Here is a 21,509-nt window from a genome sequence, read left to right on the forward strand (position 1 = left end):
GACGTTGGCTGCTGAGGGGGCGCTATGAGTGATGTACGAGTGGGACTGGTCATCGAGGATGACCACGACATCCGGGAACTGGTACGCACGGTGCTGTCACAGGCCGGTTTCGAGGTGAGTGTTGCCAGCAGCGGGGCAGAAGGCGTCCTGATCGCCAAGAACCTCAGCCCGGACGTCATCACCCTGGATCTTGGATTGCCTGACATCGACGGCTTCGAGGTTTCCCGGCAGATCCGTGAATTTTCCGATGCCTACATCGTGATGCTCACGGCCCGGACCGAGGAACTGGACACCCTGATCGGGCTGGAGTCCGGGGCCGACGATTACCTCACCAAACCGTTCCGGCCCAGGGAGCTGCGTGCGCGCATCGCAGCGATGATGCGCCGTCCCCGTTCCGTCCCGGACCCTGCCCAGGCCCTGTCCGCGGATAACCAAGCTGACGGGGGAGCCCACCCCGAGCGGGGCAACTTCAGCCACAACGGGCTGGAGCTCAGCTACTCGTCCCGGACCGTGGTTGTGGACGGTAAGGAAATGAACCTGACCCGTACCGAATTCGAACTCCTGCACGCGCTCCTGGAAGCAGGGCGGACCGTGCGGACCAAATCGGACCTGGTGCGGCGGCTGCGGGACGAGGATTACGACGTCGGCAGCTACATCAGCGAGGCTGACGAACGGTCCGTCGAGGTGCACATGGGGAACCTGCGGAAGAAGCTGGGCGACTCGCCCCAGAAACCGCGCTGGCTGCAAACCGTCAGGGGAGTCGGCTACCGGCTGGCGCCGGAGGCCCACTGAGCCTCAAGGCGGTGCATCGTCTGCCGGCTGCAATGGTTGATCCGCCTCAAGAATGCGACAGCCAGCCGCGGCAGGAAGACAGCCACGTCCGCCTCCTGTGCCTCGGTACGGATTTCGCCCTCCAGTTCCATGGCCAGGCTGGCCAGCCGTTCGGCACCCACCATCTGGCTGGCGGTCTTCAGGCTCAGGACCGCGTCCACTGAACCTTCCAGGTCTCCCGTGGTCAGGGCAAGGCGGAGCCGCCCAATGCGATGCGGCAGGAACTCGATAAAGTTCCCCACAAAGACCCTGCAGTAGCCCTCATCCTCTTCCAGTTCTTCCCGGAGCCGGTCGAGAACGGACTGGTCCACCAAGGGCCGGGGGGCATCATCGGCGGCGCTCATGGCGGTCCTTTCGGTGGGTGGCGGTCCATTCCTGGAGGAGGCGTTTTAAGTGGGGTATGAATGTCACTTCAGGTTAGGTCTGTTGCTTTTGCCGGGCAGGTTTCCCGAAGAGAATTGTGCGTTTCTTGATGGGACTGCGGTGGTTCCGAATCGACCTGGAACACGGACCTGATGTCCTGCCTGCCTGCCAGCCGGACCGCCTTCAGGGCTGCCCTAACGGCGCGTCGGAGCTGAGGGTCGAGGCAGCCGGCAACAGCCCGGGTGAAGGGTCAGCGGCGGGTTTCGAGGAACTGCACGAGCTCCGCCTCGAGGGCAGAACTGTCCTTGAGCTCGCACTCCCACACCGTCAGGACGTCCCAGCCGGCCTCCTCCAGCAGGCGGCGCTGGCTGGCATCCCGGTCCCGGGTCCGGGTGCGCTTGGCGGCCCAGAATTCCGCGTTGGCCTTCGGCGCATGCTGACCCGCCCGGCACTCATGGAAGTGCCAGAAACAGCCGTTGATGAAGATGACTTTGCGACGGCCGGCGAAGACCAGGTCCGGGTTGCCGGGCAGGCGGGTGCTCCCGGACCTGCCGTGCAGCCGGTACCGGTAGCCCTTGGCGTGGAGGAGCCTGCGCACCAGCAGCTCAGGCTTGGTGTTCTTGCCCCGGATCCGGGACATATTCCAGCTGCGCTGCTCGGGGGTGAGCTTGTCCGCCATGCTTTTAGTCCGGGAGCTCCTAGATTTCCCGTTCAGGCTGTTCGCCAAAGTGGAAGTGGCGGCCGCTGACGGACGTGGGTTCAATTTCCACGTAGAAGTCCTTCAAGGTGGGAACCCAGCTTTTCAGGCCCAGTTCCTCCACCGCCGCCAGTTCCGCGGAGTTGCTCAGAACGCGTGCCTGTCCGCGCAGCACCACGGACCATGCCTCCTCGGAGAGGACGCCGTCCGTTTCGAAGAGGACAGAGGAGTTGATGGTGAGTTGGGCAAGTTTGTTGCCCGGGGCCGTCCTCAGATAGAGCTTTCGGGCGGACGTGACGTAGTTGACCGGGAAGATGTCCGGTTCGCCGGCAACGGATACAACGAGCCGCCCGTGCTTGGTGCCCTCCAACAGCCGCCAGGACTGCTCATCGTTGAGTTCCAGTACGGGTTGTCCATCTGCATGTTCAAACATCATGAAGCTATTCTTCTACGTTATGTAGAAATATTCCAGAGCTTTGACGCGTTTGCTCCTTGCGACGGGGTGGACGTTCCATGCCGGGAACAGGTTGCCCGCCAGGCAAGGGGCGAGACCTGCACTTTCAGGCGGCGTCCGCAATCGGGGCAGTAGCGCGGCGGTTCCAGCTGCAGCCGTGCGGCGCACGCCGGGTGGAGGGCGATGCCCCGGCGGGCGTCCGACGGCGGAGCGTTGCCGCCGTCGGACGCTTCCTTGCTGCGGGGCTCCCCGCAGAGGGCGCAGAAGATCGCGGCGGCTGGATTGTGCGGGGTGCTCATAGGGTTTTCTGGAGTTCCGTGATGGGCATGTTGAGGTCCACCAGGAGGTTGAGGTCGGCGGCGGCCGGCCGGCCCAGGGTTGTGAGGTAGTTGCCAACGATCACCGCGTTGATACCGCCCAGAAGTCCTTCGCGGGTGCCGAGGTCGCCGAGGGTCAGCTCGCGGCCGCCGGCGTACCGCAGGACCGTGCGGGGCATGGCCAGGCGGAATGTGGCGATGGCGCGGAGGGCATCCTTGCCGTCCATGATGCCCTGGTTTTCCAGCGGGGTTCCGGGCCGCGGATTAAGGAAGTTCAGGGGGACCTCGTGCGGGTCCAGCGCGGCGAGCTGGGCGGCGAGCTCGGCCCGCTGTTCAAGTGTTTCGCCCATGCCGATGAGGGCGCCGCAGCATAGCTCCATCCCGGCGTCCTTGACCATGTTGCAGGTCTCCAGCCGCTCCTCGTAGCTGTGGGTGGTGACCACCTCGGGAAAGTAGCTGCGCGCGGTTTCGAGGTTGTGGTTGTAGCGGTGGACACCCCAGCCGGCGAGCTGGTCCACCTGCCGCTGGGTGAGCATGCCCAGGGAGCAGGCGATGTTGATGTCCACCTCCTCGTTGATGCGGTCGATCGCGAACTTGATCTGGTTCATCAGCTTGATGTCCGGCCCACGGACCGCGGCCACAATGCAGAACTCGGTGGCCCCGGTGGCCGCGGTTTCCTTGGCGGCCTTGACCAGCTCCGGGATGTCCAGCCAGACGCCGCGGACCGGGCTGTCGAAGAGCCCGGACTGGCTGCAGAAGTGGCAGTCTTCCGGGCAGCCGCCGGTCTTGATCGAGATGATGCCTTCCACCTCCACAGCCTCTCCGCAGTGCCTGAGGCGGACCTGATGGGCAAGCTCCAGCGCGGCCGGGACTGCGTGATCGGGAAGCCGGAGAATCTCCACGAGCTGCGCCTCCGAGAGGCCGGTTCCGCCCTCCAGGACCTGCTGCCGGGCGGTCTCGAGGATGGGGTATTCCGTCGTGTGTGAATTGCTTGTCATCGGCGTCCTAGCTTTCGGTGGTGATCCCTCTTTCCGAGACTAATTCCGGGATGTGCGGCCGGTTTTGTGGAATTGCGACAATGGGCAGTTGCTCCCTTTGTTTACAGCAGCAGTCAAGGCTTAACGCCCAAGAAACAAGCCCGTGACCAAGCTGTCGTTTGTGCTGGATAGCGTCGCATCAGATCCCCCAGTAACGAAAGCGACGCAATTCCATGAGCAATGACAAAGAGACAACGCAACTGCTGGAACCGCCGGCACAGCCCGGCGCCGCCGCCGTCGGAGGCGCTCCCGCAAGTAGCGGCGCGGGCAACGCCGCGGCGCTGAACGCCACCAAGGAAAGCCTTGAGGACTACACGCTCCGGTTCGCGCCGCGCTCCTACCGGAAGTGGAGTGCCGGTGTTGTGGCCACCAGTGCTTTGGGTGGTATTGCCTACCTGGCGGACTTCTCCATCGGCGCGAACATCGGCATCGCGTACGGCACCGTCAACGCCATTTTCGGCATCCTGGTGGCCGCCGTGATCATCTTTGCCACGGGTTTCCCGCTGGCATATTACGCGGCACGCTACAACATTGACCTGGACCTCATTACCCGCGGCTCGGGATTCGGCTATTACGGGTCTGTGGTCACCAACGTCATCTTCGCGACGTTCACCTTCATTTTCTTCGCCCTCGAAGGCTCCATCATGGCCCAGGGCCTGGAAGTGGGCCTGGGGATTCCGCAGTGGCTCGGGTACGCCGCATCCACCGTGATCATCATTCCGCTGGTGATCTACGGGATGAACACCCTGGCCAAGCTGCAGGTGTGGACCACGCCGCTGTGGCTGCTCCTGATGGTGGTGCCGGTGGGGTACCTGCTGGTCTCGCACCCGGAGAGCATCAACACCTTCTTCGCCTATACAGGCGAATCGGGTGACGGCGGCCCGAACCTCGCGTCCGTCATGCTGGCTGCCGGCGTCTGCCTGTCCCTGATGGCACAGATTGCCGAGCAGATCGACTACCTGCGCTTCATGCCGCCGCGCACTGAGGCCGACAAGGGTGCGTGGTGGCGCGCCGTGATCCTGGCGGGGCCGGGCTGGGTGATTTTCGGGGCGGTCAAGCAGATTGTCGGGCTGTTCATTGCCATCTACCTCATCGCCACGCTGGATCCCGCAGCCTCGGCGACCGCCAACGAGCCGGTGCACCAGTTCCTGGGCGTCTACCGGGAGATGATGCCGGCCTGGCTGGCCATGACGCTCGCCGTGGTGCTGGTGGTCATCTCGCAGATCAAGATCAATGTCACCAACGCCTACTCCGGCTCGCTGGCATGGACCAACAGCTTCACACGCATTACCAAGACCTGCCCCGGCCGGATGGTCTTCGTGGTGGTCAACCTGGCCATTGCCCTGGTCCTGATGGAAGCCAACATGTTCGACTTCCTCAACACCATCCTCGGGTTCTACGCCAACTGCGCCATGGCCTGGGTGGTGACGGTCGCGTCCGACATTGCCATCAACAAGTACCTGTTGAAGATTTCCCCCAAGGTTCCCGAGTTCCGCCGCGGCATGCTGTATGCCGTGAACCCGGTAGGGTTCGTCTCGATGCTGGCTTCCGCAGGGATCTCGATTGCGGTGTTCTTCGGAGCATTCGGTTCCGCGATCCAGCCGTTCTCGCCCATCTTTGCGGTGGGCCTGGCGCTGGTCCTTCCACCGGTGCTGGCCTTGGCCACCCGCGGTCAGTACTACCTCCGGCGCGCCGACGACGGTATTGACCTGCCGATGTTCGACGCCGACGGGAACCCGAGCGACGCCAGGCTCCTGTGCCACGTGACCGGAATTGAGTTCGAGCGTCCGGACATGGTCCGTTCGGCGAAGGATGCTGACGACGGCGGCCCGCAGTATGTTTCTTCACTCGCTTTGTCCACGGACAAGACAGGGGAGTTGGTGCTGCCGCCGCAGAAGTAGCCATTGGCTGTAATAGGGAAAGCCGGTGCTTATATGCCGGCTTTCTTTATGACTTTTCCCCGGCCGGTGGTGGTGGTAAAAGTTGGCGAGGTAGCTGTGGATAAGTTTGATCGCTGAATTGTGACCTGGGCTACCCTTAAGTCATTGTCCGGAGCAAGCCGTCTTGAAACTACTGGGGGATTAGCGGCCCATGACATCACAGAACGTCCCTACGCCTTGGCAAGCCCGGTCCAGTGCTGCCGCCTTTATCGTTGCAGCGGGGCTGATACTCGCCGGCTGCGCGGGTGGCGCGCCTGCAGACCCCGGCACGGCGACGGCGACGGCTACAACTCCAGCCAGCAGCAGCCCTTCCCCGACGCCAACGCCGAGCGCCGTCTACAAGCCGGCTGATGCATCCGGGCCGGCCCAAAACGTCCCCGTCCCGGTGCTGCCCGAGGTGGCAAAGACGGAGACGAAGGAGGGACTGGAGGCTTTCGCCAGGTATTGGTACTCCACCCTTAGCTACGCCTATGAAACCGGGGAAATGGGCCCCTTGGAAGCAATATCCGGTCCGACGTGCGCGAGCTGCGCGAAGGTAAGGACAGAAGTTACTGATTGGCACGCAGAGGGTCGCTGGTTGGCAGGCGGGAAAATGGTCGTAGAAGGCGTGCATAGCGACTTCATTGAAACCGGCCCAAGGGAATACCAAGCAATCGTTCAGGTTTACCAAGACACCGTCGATTATCACTTGCCAGACGGCACTATCAAGGGGTCGGTTCCTCGTAAGCCTGCCGTGGGCGACATAGTCGTCGCAGAATTTGCCGGTGGTGGGTGGAAGGCCAAGACGGTAGAGCACCTGGTGCAGTGATGAGGCGGCGAGACTTCCGCGATCGCTGCCTCGAGATAGCGGTAGTGGCCTTATTGTTTCTTTGGCTTCCAATTGCCGGAGCTTGGGCGGACACGGCGAGTTCACCGTCGATCGGGACTGGCTGGGAGGGCAACGGTGCGGCAGCCTCGGGGTGGTACCAAGATCCGGCCAGCAAGGGTTGGACGACTGTACCGATTGGCATTCCCACAGACCCTTTCAAATACCGCTTCAAGCATGTCTGCCGAACCGATCCAACGCTGGACGGGTCCAACTGCAGCGGCCCGGATGTCCAATGTACCGACGGGGAAAATGGGCGGACTGTGAATTGGTACCGGTCGTTGAAGGCCCTCGATGTCTATTCGTTCTTCGCCGGCCCAACATGCATTTATGACCAGAAGCCCGTTGACGTCTTGGAACAGATCGCCGCCGACATCCAGCGGCAGTTCCAGAGCCTTCCGGTCAACGCCGGGACCGTGGTGGCCCAACCGAGTCCCCACACATTGAGGGGTGCCGAAACCAACTTCTACGCGGAGGCAGCTGAACAGCAGTTCGACGTCACCATGTTCGGGCAGCAGGTGCACATCGTCGCCACCCCGGTCCAGTACACCTGGAATTACGGGGACGGCACCGTGTTCGGTCCCCAGCCGTCAATGGGCGGACCCCTGCCGCAGGACCGCTGGGGCGAGAAGACCCGGACGAGTCACGCCTACGGCGCCACGGGTGACTTCCAAGTGGTGCTGACCACCACCTTCCAGGGAACGTACTCGGTCAACGCCGGGCCGGCCCTGCCGATCCCGGGCCAGGGCCAGTTCAGCGCTGCTCCCCAGACCATCAGCGTGTGGCGCTCGCTCACCCGGAACTACGCCGACGACTGCAACGCGAATCCCCACGGCCAGGGCTGCCCCGGTGCGCCTCGGTAGGGCCCCAACAAGGCCAGGGTTTGCCTGCGAACCCGCTGTGATTCCCATCGCAGCCGGAATAGCAGCAGATGCTTCCCGGTTGGCAAGGACAGTACGTCTTCAGCCTTCGAAAGGAACTGCACATGCTGTTTTCCCCTCTCACCCTCGGCGAACTTGAACTCCCCAACCGGCTGGTCATGGCGCCTTTGACGCGGCTCCGCGCAGGTGAGGAAGGCGTCCCCGGCCCGCTCGTCGTCGAGCATTACCGCCAGCGCGCGTCCCTTGGCCTCATCGTCAGCGAAGGAACGTTCCCCGCACCGGCCGGCCGCTCCTACGCCGGCCAGCCGGGCATCGTCACCGAAGAACAGGTTGCCGGCTGGAAGAAGGTCACCGACGCCGTCCACGCCGAAGGCGGCCGCATGTTCGCCCAGATCATGCACGGCGGCCGCGTCTCGCACCCGGACATCACCGGCGGCCTTGCGCTGGTGGCTCCCAGCGCCGTCGCCATTGAAGGCGAAGTCCGCACCCCGCTTGGCAAGCAGCCCTACCCGGTGCCGCATGCGCTCACCACGGATGAGCTGCCCATGGTGATCCAGGAGTTCGTGAACGCGTCGCTCAACGCCATCGAGGCCGGATTCGACGGCGTCGAACTGCACTCAGCCAACGGCTACCTGCTGCACGAATTCCTGGCGCCCAACTCCAACGTTCGCGACGACAGCTACGGCGGCTCGCCCGAGAACCGTGCCCGGTTCGTCATCGAAACCGTCAACGCCGTGGTGGCCGCCGTTGGCGCCAACCGCGTTGGCATCCGCATCTCCCCGGAGCACAACGTGCAGGGCATTGCCGAAACTGATGCCGCGGACGTCCGTGCCACGTACGAGGTGCTCGTGGACAGCATCGCCCCGCTCAACCTTGCGTACCTGAGCATCCTGCACCACGAGCCGTCAGGGGAACTGGTGCAGGATCTCCGTGCCCGCTTTGGCGGGGCCTTCCTGGTGAACACCGGATTCGGCGTGGTCACCACCCGTGATGAGGCCACGTCCCTGGTGGCAGACGGCCTCGCCGACGCCGTGGTGGTGGGCCGTCCCGCCATCGCCAACCCGGACCTTGCCCGCCGCTGGAAGGAAAGCCTCCCGCTGAACGAGCCGGACCCGTCCACGTTCTACGCCGACGGCGCCCGGGGATACACGGACTACCCGGCCTACCAGAACTAGGACGGGATTAACGACGACGGCGGCACCCGGCATTGGGTGCCGCCGTCGCTGGCTGCGCGGTGTGCTGTCCCGGCAGCTGGCGCCGAGGGCCATCCGACGGCCTCCGGCTCAGACTGTTAACTTGGCCCGCCGGGTCCTCAGGGATGCCGGCGGTGATCAGATGCTACTCCAGCGAATGGACTTTTGCTAGGCCTGGTTTTCGGCAAGCGCATGCCGCTAAAGCACAGCCTCCCGGCCGGTCCCTTCCCTCATTACCAGCTGGCCGTCCTCGATTGAAACCAGCACGCTTTTCGGCTTGCCGCTGACCTTTGTGATCGCCTTCAGCCCCCGGTTGGTCACCTCAACGCCCACCTGTGCGCCCTTCGCCGGCAGCTCCACGGACACCTCGTTGGCAATGCCCAAAATCGGATTGGTGGACACACCGAGGTCCCGTCTTGCCTGTTTGCCGTTCACCGTCACAGTGATGTTGGCCTCCTCGAACCCCTCCTGAAAGACGATAAGCAGTTCCCGCATGGTGGCCTCTTCCTCGAGCATTGGGCGTCTGTGACGGCATCTCCACTACAGCACTTTGCGGGCGGGAGCGGAATACCTTAGCCGGCCCGTGCGAGCAGACGGCCGCCGCGCCGGGCAGTGGAGCGGGGCAAGCCCGTAAGGCAAGATGTTCTGGTGACTCAACTGCCGCAGGCCCCCTCCGCTCCGTCCCCGTCCACGAAACCGGACGATGCCATCTACTCGCAGATAGCCGCAGAGCTGGGTGTCAAGGCCTGGCAGGTGAAGGCCGCTGTTGAACTGCTCGACGGCGGATCCACCGTGCCGTTCATCGCCCGGTACCGCAAAGAGGCCACGGGGACGCTGGACGATACCCAGCTCCGCGAGCTCGACGAACGGCTCCGCTACCTCCGCGAACTAGCAGACCGCCGTCGTTCGGTGCTCGATGCGATCGAAGCGCAGGGGCAGCTGACTCCTGAACTGGCGAAGGCCATCCTTGCCGCGGACACGAAGTCCCGGCTTGAAGACATCTACCTGCCGTTCAAGTCCAAGCGGCGGACGAAGGCACAGATTGCGCGGGAGGCGGGCCTGGAGCCCCTGGCGGATGCCCTGCTCAAGCGGCCTGACCTGGACCCGGAACGCGAGGCCGCCAAGTACCTCAACGCCGAGCACGCCATCACCGACCCCGCTGCGGCGCTCGCCGGGGCGCGCGCCATCCTGGTTGAGAGGGTGGCGCAGGACCCTGACCTCGCGGCCACCTTGCGCGAGCGGCTGTGGACGCAAGGCCGCATGGTGTCCCGCGTGAAGAAGGGGAAGGAAACCGACGGCCAGAAATTCGCCGACTACTTCGAGTTCGCCCAGGCGCCCGCCGGGATGCCTTCCCACCGCGTCCTCGCATTGCTCCGCGGCGAGAAGGACGGCGTCCTTGAGCTGGACCTCGCCGAGGCGGATCCAACGGACGACGACGGCCTTGCCGCCGCGCGCTCGCGGTACGAGGCCGCGGTGGCCAGGTGCCTCGGGGTCGCCGACCGTGGCCGTCCCGCCGACCAGTGGCTGGTCCAGACCGCGCAGGTGGCATGGCGGTCACGTCTGCTGTCCCGTCTGACGGCGGATCTCCGCGGCAAACTGTTCGCTGCCGCCGAGGACGAGGCCGTCCGGGTCTTCGCCGCCAACCTGCGCGACGTACTGCTGGCCGCGCCCGCAGGGAACCGGGCCACCCTCGGCCTGGACCCGGGGCTCCGCACCGGCGTCAAAGTGGCTGTGGTGGACGGCACCGGCAAGGTGGTGGCCACGGACACCGTCTACCCGCATGCTCCCGCCCGGAAGTGGGACGAAGCATTGGCAACCCTGGTGCGGCTGGCGCGCCAGCACGCCGTCGAACTCATCGCCATTGGCAACGGCACGGCGTCGCGGGAGACTGACAAACTCGCGGCCGAGCTGATCAAGCGGCTGCCGGAAGTGGACCGGAAGCCGCAGAAGCTGGTGGTGTCCGAAGCCGGCGCGTCCGTCTATTCGGCGTCGGCCCTGGCAGCTGCCGAACTGCCGGGGATGGACGTGTCCCTTCGCGGTGCGGTCTCCATTGCCCGCCGTCTCCAGGACCCGCTCGCAGAGCTGGTAAAGATCGATCCGAAATCCATCGGTGTGGGCCAGTACCAGCACGACGTGACAGCCTCGAAACTGGACCGTAGCCTGGACGCCGTGGTGGAGGACTGCGTGAACGCCGTGGGCGTGGACGTCAACACTGCCTCGCCCGCGCTGCTCAGCCGCGTGGCCGGCGTCGGGCCCTTGCTGAGCGAGAACATCGTGGCTTACCGGAACGAACACGGGCCCTTCGCCAAGCGCACGGACCTGAAAAAGGTGCCGCGGCTCGGCGCCAAGGCGTTCGAGCAGTGCGCCGGCTTCCTCCGGATCACCGGGGGAGCGGAGCCGCTGGACGCATCCAGTGTGCATCCGGAGTCCTATGCCGTGGCGCGGAAGATCCTGGCTGCGGCCGGTTCCACGCCGGCCTCCTCCCTGGACCCGCGGGACTTCGTGGACGATGCGTTGGGCCTGCCCACGGTGCAGGACATCCTGTCCGAGCTGGACAAGCCGGGCCGGGACCCGCGTCCGGCGTTTGCGGCCGCCACCTTTTCCGAGGGAATCGAGAAGATCTCCGACCTCAAGCCCGGGATGGTGCTGGAAGGAACGGTGACCAACGTCGCTGCGTTCGGCGCGTTCGTGGATGTGGGCGTCCACCAGGATGGTTTGGTCCACGTCTCGGCGATGGCGAACCGTTTTGTTTCCGATCCGCGGGAAGTGGTTAAGTCCGGCCAGGTGGTCCGGGTGAAGGTGCTGGAAGCGGATCCTGACCGGAAACGGATTTCGCTGACCTTGAGGCTCGACGACGAACCCTCCGTTGGCGGGCCGGGCTCAGGACGCGCCGGCAACAGTTCACGACCCCGGGAACGCGGCAGGGAGAAGGGCGGCACTCCGGCACGGAACATGCCGTCGCCAGCCCGCTCATCCGCGGCGCCGGCTCCCGCCAGGAAGGAAGCCCCTGTCAACACGGCTATGGCTGAGGCGCTGCGGAAGGCCGGCCTGGACAAGTAGCCGTTTCCTGCACCTTCAGGCGAGCGAGAGTATGAACGCCAGGACAAATCCTGCCGCAGTACTGAGGGCCACCGCGGGGCCGCCGTGTTCGTAGGCTTCCGGCATCAGGGTGTCCGCCAGGGATGCGATCACCGCGCCGGCAGCAAATGCCAGCGGTATTGATATTGCCTCGGGATCGGTTCCGGACAGGGGGCCGGCTCCGATAACGACGGCGATGACCAGCAGAACGGCACATGACACCCACAGCCCGATGATGCTGCCTGCAGACCGGCCCTGGCTCCGCATCGAAGCTGAACCTACCAGGGCTTCAGGGAAGTTCGATACAAAGATGGCGGCCAGCAGCGCCAGGCCGCCCGTTCCTTCTCCCAAAGAGATTCCGAGGGCAAGGTTTTCCGGGACGCCGTCCAAGGTGACGGCCGCCAGCAATGCCAGGCCTGCCGCTCCGCCCGTCGAGGCAGAGGTTGGGCGTTTGTCGCTCGCCGCAGCGTCGGTATCCAGTTTGGCGCTGCCCTGGAACTCGTCCGCCGCCTTGGCCTGCTTCTGGTCTCCGGCCTGTGCCCACCGGTCCAGCAAAGCGCTCAGAACCGTGAAGACGACGGCACCCAGCATCAAACCAATGGCTGCGCGGAGGATGCCGCCGCGTTCGTAGGCGTCCTGGAACAGTTCGAAAGCCAGGGCAGTGATGAGCGATCCGGCCGCGAAGGCCAGGAGCATGGCAAGGAGCCGTTTGGGAAGTTCGAACCGTACGCCGATGAGCGCACCCAGGACGAGAGCGCTGGATGCTATGACGCCAAACCACAGCGACATCATCATCCGGCAAGTATAGGAGCGGTCCGTTGACGTGGGAAGACACGTGTGGAATGGCTCCGGCCCCGGCCGACTTTCGGCGGCAGGTGGTTTCTGCAAAGGTTGCTTCATGACTTATTTCCTGGAGTACACGATTCCCGCCGCGCCCGACGAAGCCGAGTTTGAGTTTCCCCATGATGAGATCAACCCCGGGACCACTATTCCGTTGTCGGAGACCGATGCTGAAGTGGTCCACACCCCGGAACTGCCGGCCAGGACCGGCATCATCGCTGCCACCGTTCCCGAAGCGAAGCTTGAGGCTGAGCAGTTGATCCTGCACAGCCGGGCCTCTGAAGGTTCCCTCTACTTTGACCCGTCCAGTTCCCTTCAGGCCGGAGTTGGGACGCTCGTGGCCACGTTCAGCGAAGGCCGGGGCTGGCAGGACACCTAGGCAACCGCAGGGTGGCGGGGGCTCCCCATCAGCCTCGGCCGTCCGAACTGGGTCCGCACGCCAGGCGAAAACAGGACCGATTCAGGCGGCCCGCTCACCCCGATACCCGCTGAGGCAATCAGTTCATCCTGCACATGGTGCAGACTGGCGCGGCGCAGCGGCCATGGTTCATGGGTGTTGGGAATGTAGATGCTCCGCCTGCGGAATGCACCGTGCATGCCGAACCTCGCCGTCAGAAAGATGGATAACGGGTCGTCGACTGCGGCACCGGACCGGGGTTCGACGGCGAAGCTGCTCCGTGCCCCTTGCCTGAAGCGCCTGACCGAAAATCCGAATGCTTCATTGCCCGGCGGCCTCATCTGGGAATAGCGGATCCGCGACCACACATAGGGAATTCCCGCTGCCCGGGCCGCCACAACCACTGGCAGCCGGTCCGCGTCCAAGCTCAGGAAAACCACGCCCCGGGTTCCGTCGGGTTCCCGCGAGTAGAGGCGCACGTTGACCTCATTGAAGCTGCCCAGGTACGGGATCCCGGGGCCGCGTCCGATTCCGGCGTTCTCCATGCGGAAACCGATAAGCCCCACCCATGAACTGCCGTCGAAGAGGTCTGGTTGCACTCCAGGGGGCATAAAACGGGCTGCGACGTTTTCCGGGATGCGCCAATGAAGGAATATGGCGTCGGCCCACTGCTGGTCCATGATGCGGGGCGGTGGCAGCTCAGGCGGGGCGGGCCAGAGACCTGCGGCTGTTGGGTGGGTGTCCACGTGCGAAGCCTACCGGAGGCGGCCGGCCGTCACGCGGCGCTTAGCCTGCGGGGGCGCCCGCGGGGTCGCCGGACTCCCGGGACTCCTTCTGCCACGGCCAGCGCCCGGTGATTTCCAGCTCCAGCGAGAAACTGAGGAACGTCCGGATCAGCACGATGACGGCGAGAACGCCGACACTTTCGAAGGTTGGGGTGACGGCGACGGTGCGGATGATGTCTGCGGCCACCAGCAGCTCAAGTCCCAGGAGGATGGACCTGCCCAGCAGCTGACGGTAGGAGCGGTACAACGTCAGCTTTTCGGCGCCGGCGGGCAGTTTGCGGGGCTGGTGGCCGCGAAGCGCGAGCGGGATGGAGATGAGGGCCCCGATCACCATCACGGCCACCCCCGCAAAATCGACGAACTCGCCGACCGTTTCAATGATGTGCCGAAAATCCATGGGTTACGCCTTCCTATATGCCCGAGGCCCAAGCTGCCAGCCTAAACGCTGGCTCCGCTGTGCGGCCGCAACCTATGGGTGGCGTACCCCATTGCCGGCGAGGATGTCCCGGTAGCCCTCCCGGAACGAGGGGAACGCGAATTGGAACCCCGTGCTGCGCAGCAGTTCGTTGCGGCAGCGCTTGTTGCCGCCCCGTGCGGGCCCGGCATCACCCACGGGTGGCTCCTCAAGCCCCAGCTCCGCGGCGAGGAAGCGCAGCACCGTCCCAAGATCGGCGGGGTCGTTGTCCACGCCGACATAAACGGGGGCCGGTTCTGGAGGCATGGTGGCCAGGTGCACGATGGCGGCAGCGGCGTCGTCGCGATGGATGCGGTTGGTGTACCTGGCATCTTCCGGGACCACGGCGGTGCCGCCGCGGACTTGGTCGATCAGGCGGGTGCGGCCAGGTCCGTAGATGCCGCCCAGCCGGAGGGACGTCGCAGTGGTTGCCGTTCCGCTGAATGTTGCCTGCAGCAGCTGCTCCGCTTCCAGCAGGACGCGGCCGGAAAACCCGCCCGGGCGGGGAGGCGTATTTTCATCCACCCAACCGCCCCCGGCATCGCCGTAAACCGCCGTGGAGGAAACGAAGAGCACCCGCCGGGGCCTGACGCCGTCGCGTTCCAAGGCATCAAGCACATGGGTGAGACCGTCCATGTAGGCGGCCCGGTAGGCCTCCTCCGTCGGCGAGTCGGCAGCTACCGCTATGACGACGGCGGTGGTGTCCGCCGGGACTGGCGGCAGGTTGGGCGCGCTCAGGTCCGCGGCTGCACCTTCGATGGCCGCCGGCAGTTTGGCAGGGGAACGGCGCCAGCCGACAGCCCGGTGGCCAAGGGCGTGGAACCGCATCCCGGCCTCAGTCCCCAAGTCACCGCAGCCGGCTAAAAGGATGGTCATGCCTTACGGCGCCTCAACCGGGAAGAAGACTCGCGGGTCCTGGAGAAGGGCCGGGTAGGCAAAAGCGGAGCGGTCAATGATTTCAGTAACAGTGAAGTTCCTGCCGAACCTGCCGTCCTCCAGCGTGATGGGCCGGCCCATCACCTGTCCCACCGCGAACTTCGCGCCGTGCTCGAACGGAACGGCCACCGGGGTTTTGCCCGGCAGCGTCGAGAACGCTTCCTCCTGTGCGAGGCGTTTGCGGGTTGGCTTCTTGACCAGCTGCCTGGGCGGCGCCTTCCGGGGCTGCCGGGAAGGACGGCGGGATCCGTCGTCGAGGAAGACAGGTGAGTAGTCATCGTCGCCAAGAACGGCCGCCGCTGCGGCCGCGGAGCTCCGGTTCACCGGCGGAAGCGCCACTGTGTTCAGCGTCTGGGGGTCGACGTCGTGGTGCGGTGAACGGAGGATCCACAGAATGTCGCCCTCGGGCTCCTGCGGCAGGAACTCATGCTTGGGCTCCGGCCAGATGTAGTCCATCTCGGGGATTGCATCGGTGAACACTGAGCTGTAGAACTTCGGTTCCTTGCGCACCAGCTTGGAGCGGTGGCTGAGGTGGAAATCAGCATCCCCAAGCCACGGCGGCATCGGAATCTTCGCCGCATAGTCCGGGTGCGCGGCCTGCGGTGCGAACTCGGTGATGTTCGCCCGGGTGTTGTCGGGGTGGCCGCGCTTGGTCCACTCGTCCACCATTGCCAGGCCGTACAGGGTGAGGGCCGGCACGTAACCCATCCACATCCGGATGGCCGGGTGGGTCTGCCAGCCGTAGCCCGGAAGCACCAGGGATCGAAGCGTCTGCAGCGCCTCGACGCGCTGCTTGCCCAGCCTGGCGGTGTCCAGGGCGGCGGCGCTCTGCCGGAAATCGGGGTACGGAAGGAAGGTTTGCATCTCTTCAGTCTGACGGCACCTGGCGGATGTGCCAATTGCAGTGCCACGGGCCACATGGGGATGTCCTGGATGTTCACATCGTGGACGCATGCATACGCCAGTGGCCTCCAGGCACTAAGATCACCGCAACCACCCCAGCGTTTTGGAAGCTCACTCATGACATCAACAGTTGAAAAAACCACCGGAACCGCCCCGGCCTTCGTGCCCCGCTACGGGCAGATGCTAAGCCCGGAAGCAAAGGGCATCCTGGTCCTTGACGAGTTCACCATCGATCCTGCCGCGGCGCGCAAGGAACAGCACCGCTTCCGCGACGGCATGGCTGCAGTCGCCCGGACAATGCGCCGGATCGCCGCCCTCCGCGTAGTGATCGCCATTGTAGCCATCGGGAACCTGCCGCTGTTCCTGCTCTCCAGCGGCTGGTGGATCTACGCCGTGTCGCTCACCCTCGTGGTGGCCGTACACGCGGCTGTTTCATGGCTCAACCGCCATGAGCCGCGGCTCAAGCAGCGCTCCGCCCTGGAGCTGCACATGCACCGCGAGCGCAGCGCCAACTACCGCAAGGTGCGCGACGCCGTGAAATACATGATCGACACCCCTGCGCGGATGAACGAGCACCTCTACCTGGAACTGCTCGCCGCAAAGCGCGTCGCCCTCAACCTGGCCCACGGCACCGTCGCCCTGCTGGACACCAGCGACGACTCCGCCTGGAAGGTGCGCATCGTGCGGGAGCTGCCGGCAGCAAGCTGACCCGCCAGGCGGTGCCTGTAGGGATTAAAGAACGACGCCGGCACGTCCCTTATGGGGGCGTGCCGGCGTCGTTTTTGGTCAACGGAATTTGTCTATCGCCGACCTGTCGGTGGTGCCGCTGGGGCTGGCGCCCCGCCGTGGCTGGCCCCGGCTGTGACAAGCCGCAGGGCCTGTGCAGCCACTACGCGGGGAGCTGGATGACCTGACCCTCGAAAACAAGGTTGGGATCAGAAATGGTGTCCGTGTTGGCGTCGGCCAGGTGCTGCCAGCCGCCCTCCACGCCAAGCTTCTGGGCCACGATGCTCAGGGTGTCACCGGCCTGCAGCGTGTAGGTCTCGCCGCTGAGGGCCACTGTTGTGGCATGCTTTGCCGCCGGCGCCTGGGCAACGGGTGCGCTTTGGACCGGAGAGGTTTGCGCGGCCTGGACCGGAGCGCTCTGGACCGGCGCTGCCTGGACTGCTCCGGTGGCGCCGCCGCTCAGGCCCAGCTGCGCGGCGCAGGACGGCCAGGCGCCCCAGCCCTGTGAGGCCTGGACCTGCTCGGCTACGGCGATCTGCTGCTCCCGGCTGGCGTCCGCGGCTGAGCCGGTGCCTCCGTAGGCAGCCCAGGTGGTGGGGCTGAACTGCAGTCCGCCGGAGTAGCCGTTCCCGGTGTTGGTGGCCCAGTTGCCGCCGCTCTCACACTGCGCCAGCGCGTCCCAGGTGGACGTGCTGGTGGTGGCGTTGGCCGCCGTGGCTGAGATCGCCAGGCCTGCCACGGAGATGGCGGCTACAGTGGCTCCGCGGCGCGCGGCAGTACGGAATTTGGTGTTTTTCATGATGGTGATGCTCCTGAAGGCCACCTGCGCTGGTTCCGTCCCCGGAGATCATCGCGCCACTGCCCGCCCCTGACGAATAGAGGTCAATTTCGGTGGCTGCCTGCTGGGCAGTTGTGGTGGAGGCAGCACCGGGCATTCCTTCGCCCGCGAGCAGCGGGCATGCGTTTCACGCTAGGACATCACCCGGGCGTTATCAAATCGAGATTTTCCTGGGTGTTGGCTGGTGGTTGCCTGGCCGAGCGCAGCGGCCAGATAGGAAGCGGTGCGGCTGCGGGTGGAATTTGCGACGGCGGCGGGCGTCCCGGCTGCCATGATCTGCCCGCCCTTGTCCCCTCCTGACGGCCCAAGGTCAATGACCCAGTCTGCCCCCGCCACCACTGCCATGTCGTGCTCGACCACCACCACCGAGTTGCCGGCGTCCACCAGGCCGTGGAGCTGGGCCATCAGGAGCTGCACATCGGCCGGATGCAGCCCGGTGGTCGGTTCATCGAGGAGGTAGAGGCTGTGGCCGCGCTGCGCCCGTTGCAGCTCGGTGGCGAGCTTGATGCGCTGCGCCTCGCCGCCGGAGAGTTCGGTGGCGGGCTGCCCCAGCCGCAAATAGCCGAGACCCACGTCCCGCAGGCTCTTGAGGCTCCTCGCGGCAGCAGGGATGCCGGCCAGGAATTCGGAGGCGGCATCCACCGTCATGGCCAGAACCTCGGCGATATTCAGGCCCCGGTACCGCACCTCAAGTGTTGCGGGGTTGTAGCGGGATCCCTCGCACTCCGGGCAGGGGCCGTAGCTGCCGGGCAGGAAGAGTAGTTCGACGGCCACAAACCCTTCGCCCTGGCAGGTTTCGCAGCGCCCGCCAGCCACGTTGAAAGAGAACCTGCCGGCGCCGAAACCGCGCGCCTTGGCCTGCCCGGTGGCCGCGAATTCCTTGCGGACGGCGTCGAAAAGTCCGGTGTAGGTGGCCAGGTTGGAACGCGGGGTCCTGCCGATGGGCTTCTGGTCCACGGTCACGAGCCGGTCGATGCGGTGGTTGCCCCGAACGTTTCCCAGCTCCAGGGTCTCCGCGGGGTCCTCCTGCTCCACCGGGCTCTTGAGCGCAGAGGCGACAACCTCGCCCAGGACTTTGCCCACAAGAGTGGATTTACCGGAGCCTGAAACACCGGTGACGGCTGTCAGCACGCCCAAGGGGAACTCTGCATCCAGTCCGCGCAGGTTGTGCAGGCTGATGTCCGTCAGTTCCAGCCACTCCTGCGGCTCCCTGGCCCCGCCGGAACTGGAACCGCCGTGCGGGACAGAGCCGCCGTCGTCGAACAGGAACGGCCTGGTGACTGACGCCTCGATCCCGGCGAGGCCGTCGACAGGTCCGCTGTAGAGCACTTCGCCGCCGCCTTCGCCGGCGCGCGGGCCCACGTCCACCAGCCAGTCGGCCCTGCGGACCACGTCCATGTTGTGTTCCACCACGAATACCGAGTTGCCGGACGCTTTCAGCTGCTCCAGCACTTCCAGCAGCGGCTCGGCGTCTGCCGGATGAAGGCCGGCGGAGGGTTCATCCAGCACGTAGATCACACCGAACAGGCCCGACCTCAGCTGCGTGGCGATCCTGAGCCGCTGCATCTCGCCGGGCGAAAGGGTGGGGGTGGCCCGGCCGAGCGCCAGGTAGCCCAGCCCGAGGTCCAGCAGGACCGTGATGCGCTGCAGCAGGTCCCGGGTGATGGCCACCGCCACCTCGTTGGACTCCCCGGAAAGCTGCCTGCGGGACGCCGTGCCGGCGTCGTCCAATGCAGCGGTGGGACGGACAACCTCGGCGAGCTCCGCCATCGGAAGCCTGTTGAGTTCCGCGATGGTCCTGCCCGCAAACGTGACGGCCAGGGCCTCCGGCACCAGCCCCGTCCCGGAACAGCGGAGGCACGGCCCGGACTCCATGTAGGCAAGCACGCGTTCACGCATCGAGGCGCTCTGCGAATCAGCCAGCGTATGGAGCACATAGCTCCGGGCGCTCCAGAACCGTCCCTTGTACGGTTTGGCCACCCGGTCACGCTGCGGAGTCACCTCCACCACCGGCTGCTCCTCCGTGAAAAGGATCCAGTCGCGGTGTTTCCTGGGCAGCTTGCGCCAGGGGACGTCGACGTCGTAGCCCAGGTGGGTGAGGATGTCCCGCAGGTTCTTCCCCTGCCAGGCGCCGGGCCACGCCGCGATGGCGCCGTCCCGGATGCTGAGTGACGGGTCCGGGACCAGCGAGGACTCTGTCACCGTGTGCGCGGTGCCCAGGCCGTGGCATTCCCGGCAGGCGCCGGCGGCGGTGTTGGGGGAGAAGGTGTCCGAGTCCAGCTGGGTGGAGCCTGCCGGGTAGGTGCCGGCCCGGGAGAAAAGCATGCGCAGGGAGTTGGAGAGCGTGGTGACTGTTCCCACGGTGGACCGGCTGCTGGGTGCGCCGCGGCGCTGCTGAAGCGCGACGGCGGGAGGCAGTCCGCTGATCAGCTCCACCTTCGGATTGTGCCCCTGCTGGATGAGGCGGCGCGCGTACGGAGCCACGGACTCGAAGTAGCGCCGCTGCGCCTCGGCGTAGATGGTGCCGAACGCCAGCGAGGACTTGCCCGAGCCTGAGACGCCGGTGAACGCCACGATCGCGTCGCGCGGGACATCCACATCCACGTTGCGGAGATTGTTTTCGCGGGCTCCGCGGACGCGGACAAAACCGTCGGCGGAAGGTGAAGGAGCGGGGTACTGCAGGTCATCAGCGTGCTTAGCGTTCTGCATTGGTTCGACTCTAGTGGCGATTCGGGCCCCGGGCATTATCCTGACCCGATGGATAACTTTGCGGACGGCACTGCCGTGCCTGATACAGAACCGGACGAAGCTGGGCTTGACGTGCCGGCCAGGCTCCTCCCGGTGGCGGAGCTGCACCTTCACATCGAGGGAACCCTCCAGCCCGAGCTGATCTTCGCACTCGCAGAGAGAAACGGCATCACCCTGCCGTACGCAGGCCTGGACGAGCTCCGGGAAAGGTACGAGTTCACGGACCTGCAGTCCTTCCTTGACCTGTACTACGCCAACATGGCTGTGCTGCAGACAGAGCAGGATTTCGCGGACATGACCCGGACCTACCTGGAGCGCGCAGCTGCAGCCGGGGTGCGGCACGCCGAGATCATGATGGACCCGCAGGCCCACCTCACACGCGGGATTTCCCTGCAGACCTGCGTCAACGGTGTGGCGTCCGTACTGGCAACGTCGCAGGAGGACTTTGGGATTTCAACCCTGCTGATCGCTGCGTTCCTGCGTGATCTTTCCGAGGAGTCGGCACTGGAAGTGCTGGACAGCTTGCTGGCCATGGACGCACCCATTTCCGCCGTCGGCCTGGATTCCGCCGAGGTGGGCAATCCGCCGTCGAAATTCGAGCGGCTCTATGACAAGGCACGCGAAGCAGGCCTGCGGCTGACGGCGCACGCCGGCGAGGAGGGGCCGCCGTCGTACATCATCGAAGCCCTGGACATCCTGGGCGTGGAACGCATTGACCACGGCATCCGCTGCATGGAGGATCCGGACCTGGTGGAACGCCTGGTGGATGCGCGGATTCCGCTCACCGTCTGCCCGCTGTCCAACGTCAGGCTCAGGGCCGTGGACACCCTTGCCGACCATCCGCTGCCCGCAATGCTCGCGGCGGGGCTGAACGTGTCCGTCAACTCGGACGACCCTGCGTACTTTGGCGGCTATGTGGACGACAACTTCGCCCAGCTGGGGGCGGTGTTTGAGCTCTCCGATTTCGACAAGGCCCGGCTGGCCGCGAACTCGATCCATTCGTCCTTCGCTTCCGAGGAACGGAAGGCGGAACTGCTGGAGGAACTCAACGGCGGCGAAGTGGCGGGCGCTTAACGTGTCCCAGGCAACAGCCGCTGATTAATCCCGCTAATATGGGTGCCGCAGGCGTGTCTGGGGAAGTGCAATGTCGCACCCATGTCAGCGCTCAAGGGTTGTGCAGTCAGCCCGTTTCCCGAGACCTCAGCCTCATTTTGTGGGGACGTCCG

The 21,509-nt window shown here is 65.4% G+C and carries 22 protein-coding genes; 9 read left to right on the top strand and 13 right to left on the bottom strand.

Features of this window, described 5'->3' with window-relative positions; translation table 11 throughout:
• Window positions 1-24 precede the first annotated feature (24 nt).
• A complete protein-coding gene (locus Q9R30_RS08895; RefSeq protein WP_311217367.1) occupies window positions 25-792 on the top strand; it encodes a response regulator transcription factor in 768 nt (255 codons plus the stop codon).
• Here Q9R30_RS08895 and Q9R30_RS08900 read toward each other — a convergent pair.
• From Q9R30_RS08900 to bioB, 5 genes are all read right to left on the bottom strand, one after another.
• Entirely contained in the window at window positions 765-1,175 is a 411-nt protein-coding gene (locus Q9R30_RS08900) for an Hpt domain-containing protein (protein WP_104996939.1), read from the bottom strand. The genes Q9R30_RS08895 and Q9R30_RS08900 overlap by 28 nt on opposite strands.
• Window positions 1,176-1,444: 269 nt before the next feature.
• Entirely contained in the window at window positions 1,445-1,873 is a 429-nt protein-coding gene (locus Q9R30_RS08905; RefSeq protein WP_104996940.1) for a very short patch repair endonuclease, read from the bottom strand.
• A gap of 19 nt (window positions 1,874-1,892) precedes the next feature.
• Complete coding sequence (locus Q9R30_RS08910) at window positions 1,893-2,327, bottom strand: pyridoxamine 5'-phosphate oxidase family protein (RefSeq protein WP_311217368.1); 435 nt, start codon at window positions 2,325-2,327, stop codon at window positions 1,893-1,895.
• A gap of 17 nt (window positions 2,328-2,344) precedes the next feature.
• Entirely contained in the window at window positions 2,345-2,644 is a 300-nt protein-coding gene (locus tag Q9R30_RS08915; RefSeq protein WP_311217369.1) for a hypothetical protein, read from the bottom strand.
• On the bottom strand, window positions 2,641-3,660 hold the full coding sequence (bioB, locus tag Q9R30_RS08920; RefSeq protein ID WP_311217370.1) for a biotin synthase BioB: 1,020 nt from the start codon (window positions 3,658-3,660) through the stop codon (window positions 2,641-2,643). The genes Q9R30_RS08915 and bioB overlap by 4 nt, the downstream gene beginning before the upstream one ends.
• Window positions 3,661-3,872: 212 nt before the next feature.
• Here bioB and Q9R30_RS08925 point away from each other — a divergent pair, with 212 nt between their 5' ends.
• From Q9R30_RS08925 to Q9R30_RS08940, 4 genes are all read left to right on the top strand, one after another.
• Window positions 3,873-5,600, top strand: coding sequence for a hypothetical protein (locus Q9R30_RS08925; protein WP_311217371.1), 1,728 nt, complete (start codon window positions 3,873-3,875; stop codon window positions 5,598-5,600).
• Window positions 5,601-5,790: 190 nt separating this feature from the next.
• Window positions 5,791-6,447, top strand: a complete 657-nt coding sequence (locus Q9R30_RS08930) for a DUF6318 family protein (protein ID WP_311217372.1) — start codon at window positions 5,791-5,793, stop codon at window positions 6,445-6,447.
• Window positions 6,448-6,767: 320 nt separating this feature from the next.
• A complete protein-coding gene (locus tag Q9R30_RS08935) occupies window positions 6,768-7,367 on the top strand; it encodes a hypothetical protein (RefSeq protein ID WP_311217373.1) in 600 nt (199 codons plus the stop codon).
• Between the two features lie 122 nt (window positions 7,368-7,489).
• Window positions 7,490-8,560, top strand: a complete 1,071-nt coding sequence (locus Q9R30_RS08940) for an alkene reductase (RefSeq protein ID WP_311217374.1) — start codon at window positions 7,490-7,492, stop codon at window positions 8,558-8,560.
• Window positions 8,561-8,776: 216 nt separating this feature from the next.
• On the opposite strand, the gene Q9R30_RS08945 is transcribed toward Q9R30_RS08940, so the two are convergent.
• Window positions 8,777-9,094: a hypothetical protein gene (locus Q9R30_RS08945; protein ID WP_311217375.1), complete on the bottom strand. Its 318-nt coding sequence runs from the start codon at window positions 9,092-9,094 to the stop codon at window positions 8,777-8,779.
• A gap of 132 nt (window positions 9,095-9,226) precedes the next feature.
• Here Q9R30_RS08945 and Q9R30_RS08950 point away from each other — a divergent pair, with 132 nt between their 5' ends.
• A complete protein-coding gene (locus Q9R30_RS08950) occupies window positions 9,227-11,638 on the top strand; it encodes a Tex family protein (RefSeq protein ID WP_311217376.1) in 2,412 nt (803 codons plus the stop codon).
• Window positions 11,639-11,653: 15 nt separating this feature from the next.
• Here Q9R30_RS08950 and Q9R30_RS08955 read toward each other — a convergent pair whose 3' ends face one another.
• Entirely contained in the window at window positions 11,654-12,451 is a 798-nt protein-coding gene (locus Q9R30_RS08955) for a ZIP family metal transporter (protein ID WP_311217377.1), read from the bottom strand.
• A gap of 103 nt (window positions 12,452-12,554) precedes the next feature.
• Between Q9R30_RS08955 and Q9R30_RS08960 the strand changes: the two genes are divergently transcribed.
• Window positions 12,555-12,875 carry a hypothetical protein gene (locus Q9R30_RS08960; protein WP_311217378.1) on the top strand — a complete coding sequence of 107 codons (321 nt, stop codon included), beginning with the start codon at window positions 12,555-12,557 and terminating at the stop codon, window positions 12,873-12,875.
• Here Q9R30_RS08960 and Q9R30_RS08965 read toward each other — a convergent pair.
• The 4 genes from Q9R30_RS08965 to Q9R30_RS08980 form a co-directional block, all read right to left on the bottom strand.
• Window positions 12,872-13,573 (bottom strand): YqjF family protein, encoded by a 702-nt coding sequence (locus Q9R30_RS08965; protein WP_104999631.1) that lies wholly within the window; start codon window positions 13,571-13,573, stop codon window positions 12,872-12,874. The two genes, Q9R30_RS08960 and Q9R30_RS08965, sit on opposite strands and share 4 nt — an antisense overlap.
• A 106-nt stretch (window positions 13,574-13,679) precedes the next feature.
• Window positions 13,680-14,075, bottom strand: a complete 396-nt coding sequence (locus tag Q9R30_RS08970) for a DUF1622 domain-containing protein (RefSeq protein ID WP_104996950.1) — start codon at window positions 14,073-14,075, stop codon at window positions 13,680-13,682.
• Between the two features lie 72 nt (window positions 14,076-14,147).
• Window positions 14,148-15,008, bottom strand: a complete 861-nt coding sequence (locus Q9R30_RS08975) for an SDR family oxidoreductase (RefSeq protein WP_311217379.1) — start codon at window positions 15,006-15,008, stop codon at window positions 14,148-14,150.
• Window positions 15,009-15,011: 3 nt separating this feature from the next.
• Window positions 15,012-15,932: an MSMEG_6728 family protein gene (locus tag Q9R30_RS08980; protein ID WP_311217380.1), complete on the bottom strand. Its 921-nt coding sequence runs from the start codon at window positions 15,930-15,932 to the stop codon at window positions 15,012-15,014.
• A 156-nt stretch (window positions 15,933-16,088) separates the two neighbouring features.
• Between Q9R30_RS08980 and Q9R30_RS08985 the strand changes: the two genes are divergently transcribed.
• Window positions 16,089-16,679: a hypothetical protein gene (locus tag Q9R30_RS08985; RefSeq protein WP_104996953.1), complete on the top strand. Its 591-nt coding sequence runs from the start codon at window positions 16,089-16,091 to the stop codon at window positions 16,677-16,679.
• Between the two features lie 181 nt (window positions 16,680-16,860).
• Here Q9R30_RS08985 and Q9R30_RS08990 read toward each other — a convergent pair whose 3' ends face one another.
• Complete coding sequence (locus Q9R30_RS08990) at window positions 16,861-17,496, bottom strand: transglycosylase family protein (RefSeq protein WP_311217381.1); 636 nt, start codon at window positions 17,494-17,496, stop codon at window positions 16,861-16,863.
• Window positions 17,497-17,667: 171 nt separating this feature from the next.
• A complete protein-coding gene (locus Q9R30_RS08995; RefSeq protein ID WP_311217382.1) occupies window positions 17,668-20,244 on the bottom strand; it encodes an excinuclease ABC subunit UvrA in 2,577 nt (858 codons plus the stop codon).
• Window positions 20,245-20,292: 48 nt separating this feature from the next.
• On the opposite strand from Q9R30_RS08995, the gene Q9R30_RS09000 reads away from it, so the two are divergent.
• Window positions 20,293-21,357, top strand: coding sequence for an adenosine deaminase (locus Q9R30_RS09000; protein ID WP_199775331.1), 1,065 nt, complete (start codon window positions 20,293-20,295; stop codon window positions 21,355-21,357).
• Window positions 21,358-21,509: the final 152 nt, after the last annotated feature.

Origin of the sequence: Arthrobacter sp. AB6 (assembly GCF_031844545.1) — a bacterium.
Taxonomy (GTDB): Bacteria; Actinomycetota; Actinomycetes; order Actinomycetales; family Micrococcaceae; genus Arthrobacter.

What these genes read in the sequence shown, in the direction of transcription:
- Q9R30_RS08895 (WP_311217367.1), top strand. Translation starts at nt 25, where the DNA reads ATGAGTGATGTACGAGTGGGACTGGTCATCGAGGATGACCACGACATC.
- Q9R30_RS08900 (WP_104996939.1), bottom strand. Translation starts at nt 1,175, where the DNA reads ATGAGCGCCGCCGATGATGCCCCCCGGCCCTTGGTGGACCAGTCCGTT.
- Q9R30_RS08905 (WP_104996940.1), bottom strand. Translation starts at nt 1,873, where the DNA reads ATGGCGGACAAGCTCACCCCCGAGCAGCGCAGCTGGAATATGTCCCGG.
- Q9R30_RS08910 (WP_311217368.1), bottom strand. Translation starts at nt 2,327, where the DNA reads ATGATGTTTGAACATGCAGATGGACAACCCGTACTGGAACTCAACGAT.
- Q9R30_RS08915 (WP_311217369.1), bottom strand. Translation starts at nt 2,644, where the DNA reads ATGAGCACCCCGCACAATCCAGCCGCCGCGATCTTCTGCGCCCTCTGC.
- bioB (WP_311217370.1), bottom strand. Translation starts at nt 3,660, where the DNA reads ATGACAAGCAATTCACACACGACGGAATACCCCATCCTCGAGACCGCC.
- Q9R30_RS08925 (WP_311217371.1), top strand. Translation starts at nt 3,873, where the DNA reads ATGAGCAATGACAAAGAGACAACGCAACTGCTGGAACCGCCGGCACAG.
- Q9R30_RS08930 (WP_311217372.1), top strand. Translation starts at nt 5,791, where the DNA reads ATGACATCACAGAACGTCCCTACGCCTTGGCAAGCCCGGTCCAGTGCT.
- Q9R30_RS08940 (WP_311217374.1), top strand. Translation starts at nt 7,490, where the DNA reads ATGCTGTTTTCCCCTCTCACCCTCGGCGAACTTGAACTCCCCAACCGG.
- Q9R30_RS08945 (WP_311217375.1), bottom strand. Translation starts at nt 9,094, where the DNA reads ATGCTCGAGGAAGAGGCCACCATGCGGGAACTGCTTATCGTCTTTCAG.
- Q9R30_RS08955 (WP_311217377.1), bottom strand. Translation starts at nt 12,451, where the DNA reads ATGATGATGTCGCTGTGGTTTGGCGTCATAGCATCCAGCGCTCTCGTC.
- Q9R30_RS08960 (WP_311217378.1), top strand. Translation starts at nt 12,555, where the DNA reads ATGACTTATTTCCTGGAGTACACGATTCCCGCCGCGCCCGACGAAGCC.
- Q9R30_RS08965 (WP_104999631.1), bottom strand. Translation starts at nt 13,573, where the DNA reads ATGGACCAGCAGTGGGCCGACGCCATATTCCTTCATTGGCGCATCCCG.
- Q9R30_RS08970 (WP_104996950.1), bottom strand. Translation starts at nt 14,075, where the DNA reads ATGGATTTTCGGCACATCATTGAAACGGTCGGCGAGTTCGTCGATTTT.
- Q9R30_RS08975 (WP_311217379.1), bottom strand. Translation starts at nt 15,008, where the DNA reads ATGACCATCCTTTTAGCCGGCTGCGGTGACTTGGGGACTGAGGCCGGG.
- Q9R30_RS08980 (WP_311217380.1), bottom strand. Translation starts at nt 15,932, where the DNA reads ATGCAAACCTTCCTTCCGTACCCCGATTTCCGGCAGAGCGCCGCCGCC.
- Q9R30_RS08985 (WP_104996953.1), top strand. Translation starts at nt 16,089, where the DNA reads ATGACATCAACAGTTGAAAAAACCACCGGAACCGCCCCGGCCTTCGTG.
- Q9R30_RS08990 (WP_311217381.1), bottom strand. Translation starts at nt 17,496, where the DNA reads ATGAAAAACACCAAATTCCGTACTGCCGCGCGCCGCGGAGCCACTGTA.
- Q9R30_RS08995 (WP_311217382.1), bottom strand. Translation starts at nt 20,244, where the DNA reads ATGCAGAACGCTAAGCACGCTGATGACCTGCAGTACCCCGCTCCTTCA.
- Q9R30_RS09000 (WP_199775331.1), top strand. Translation starts at nt 20,293, where the DNA reads ATGGATAACTTTGCGGACGGCACTGCCGTGCCTGATACAGAACCGGAC.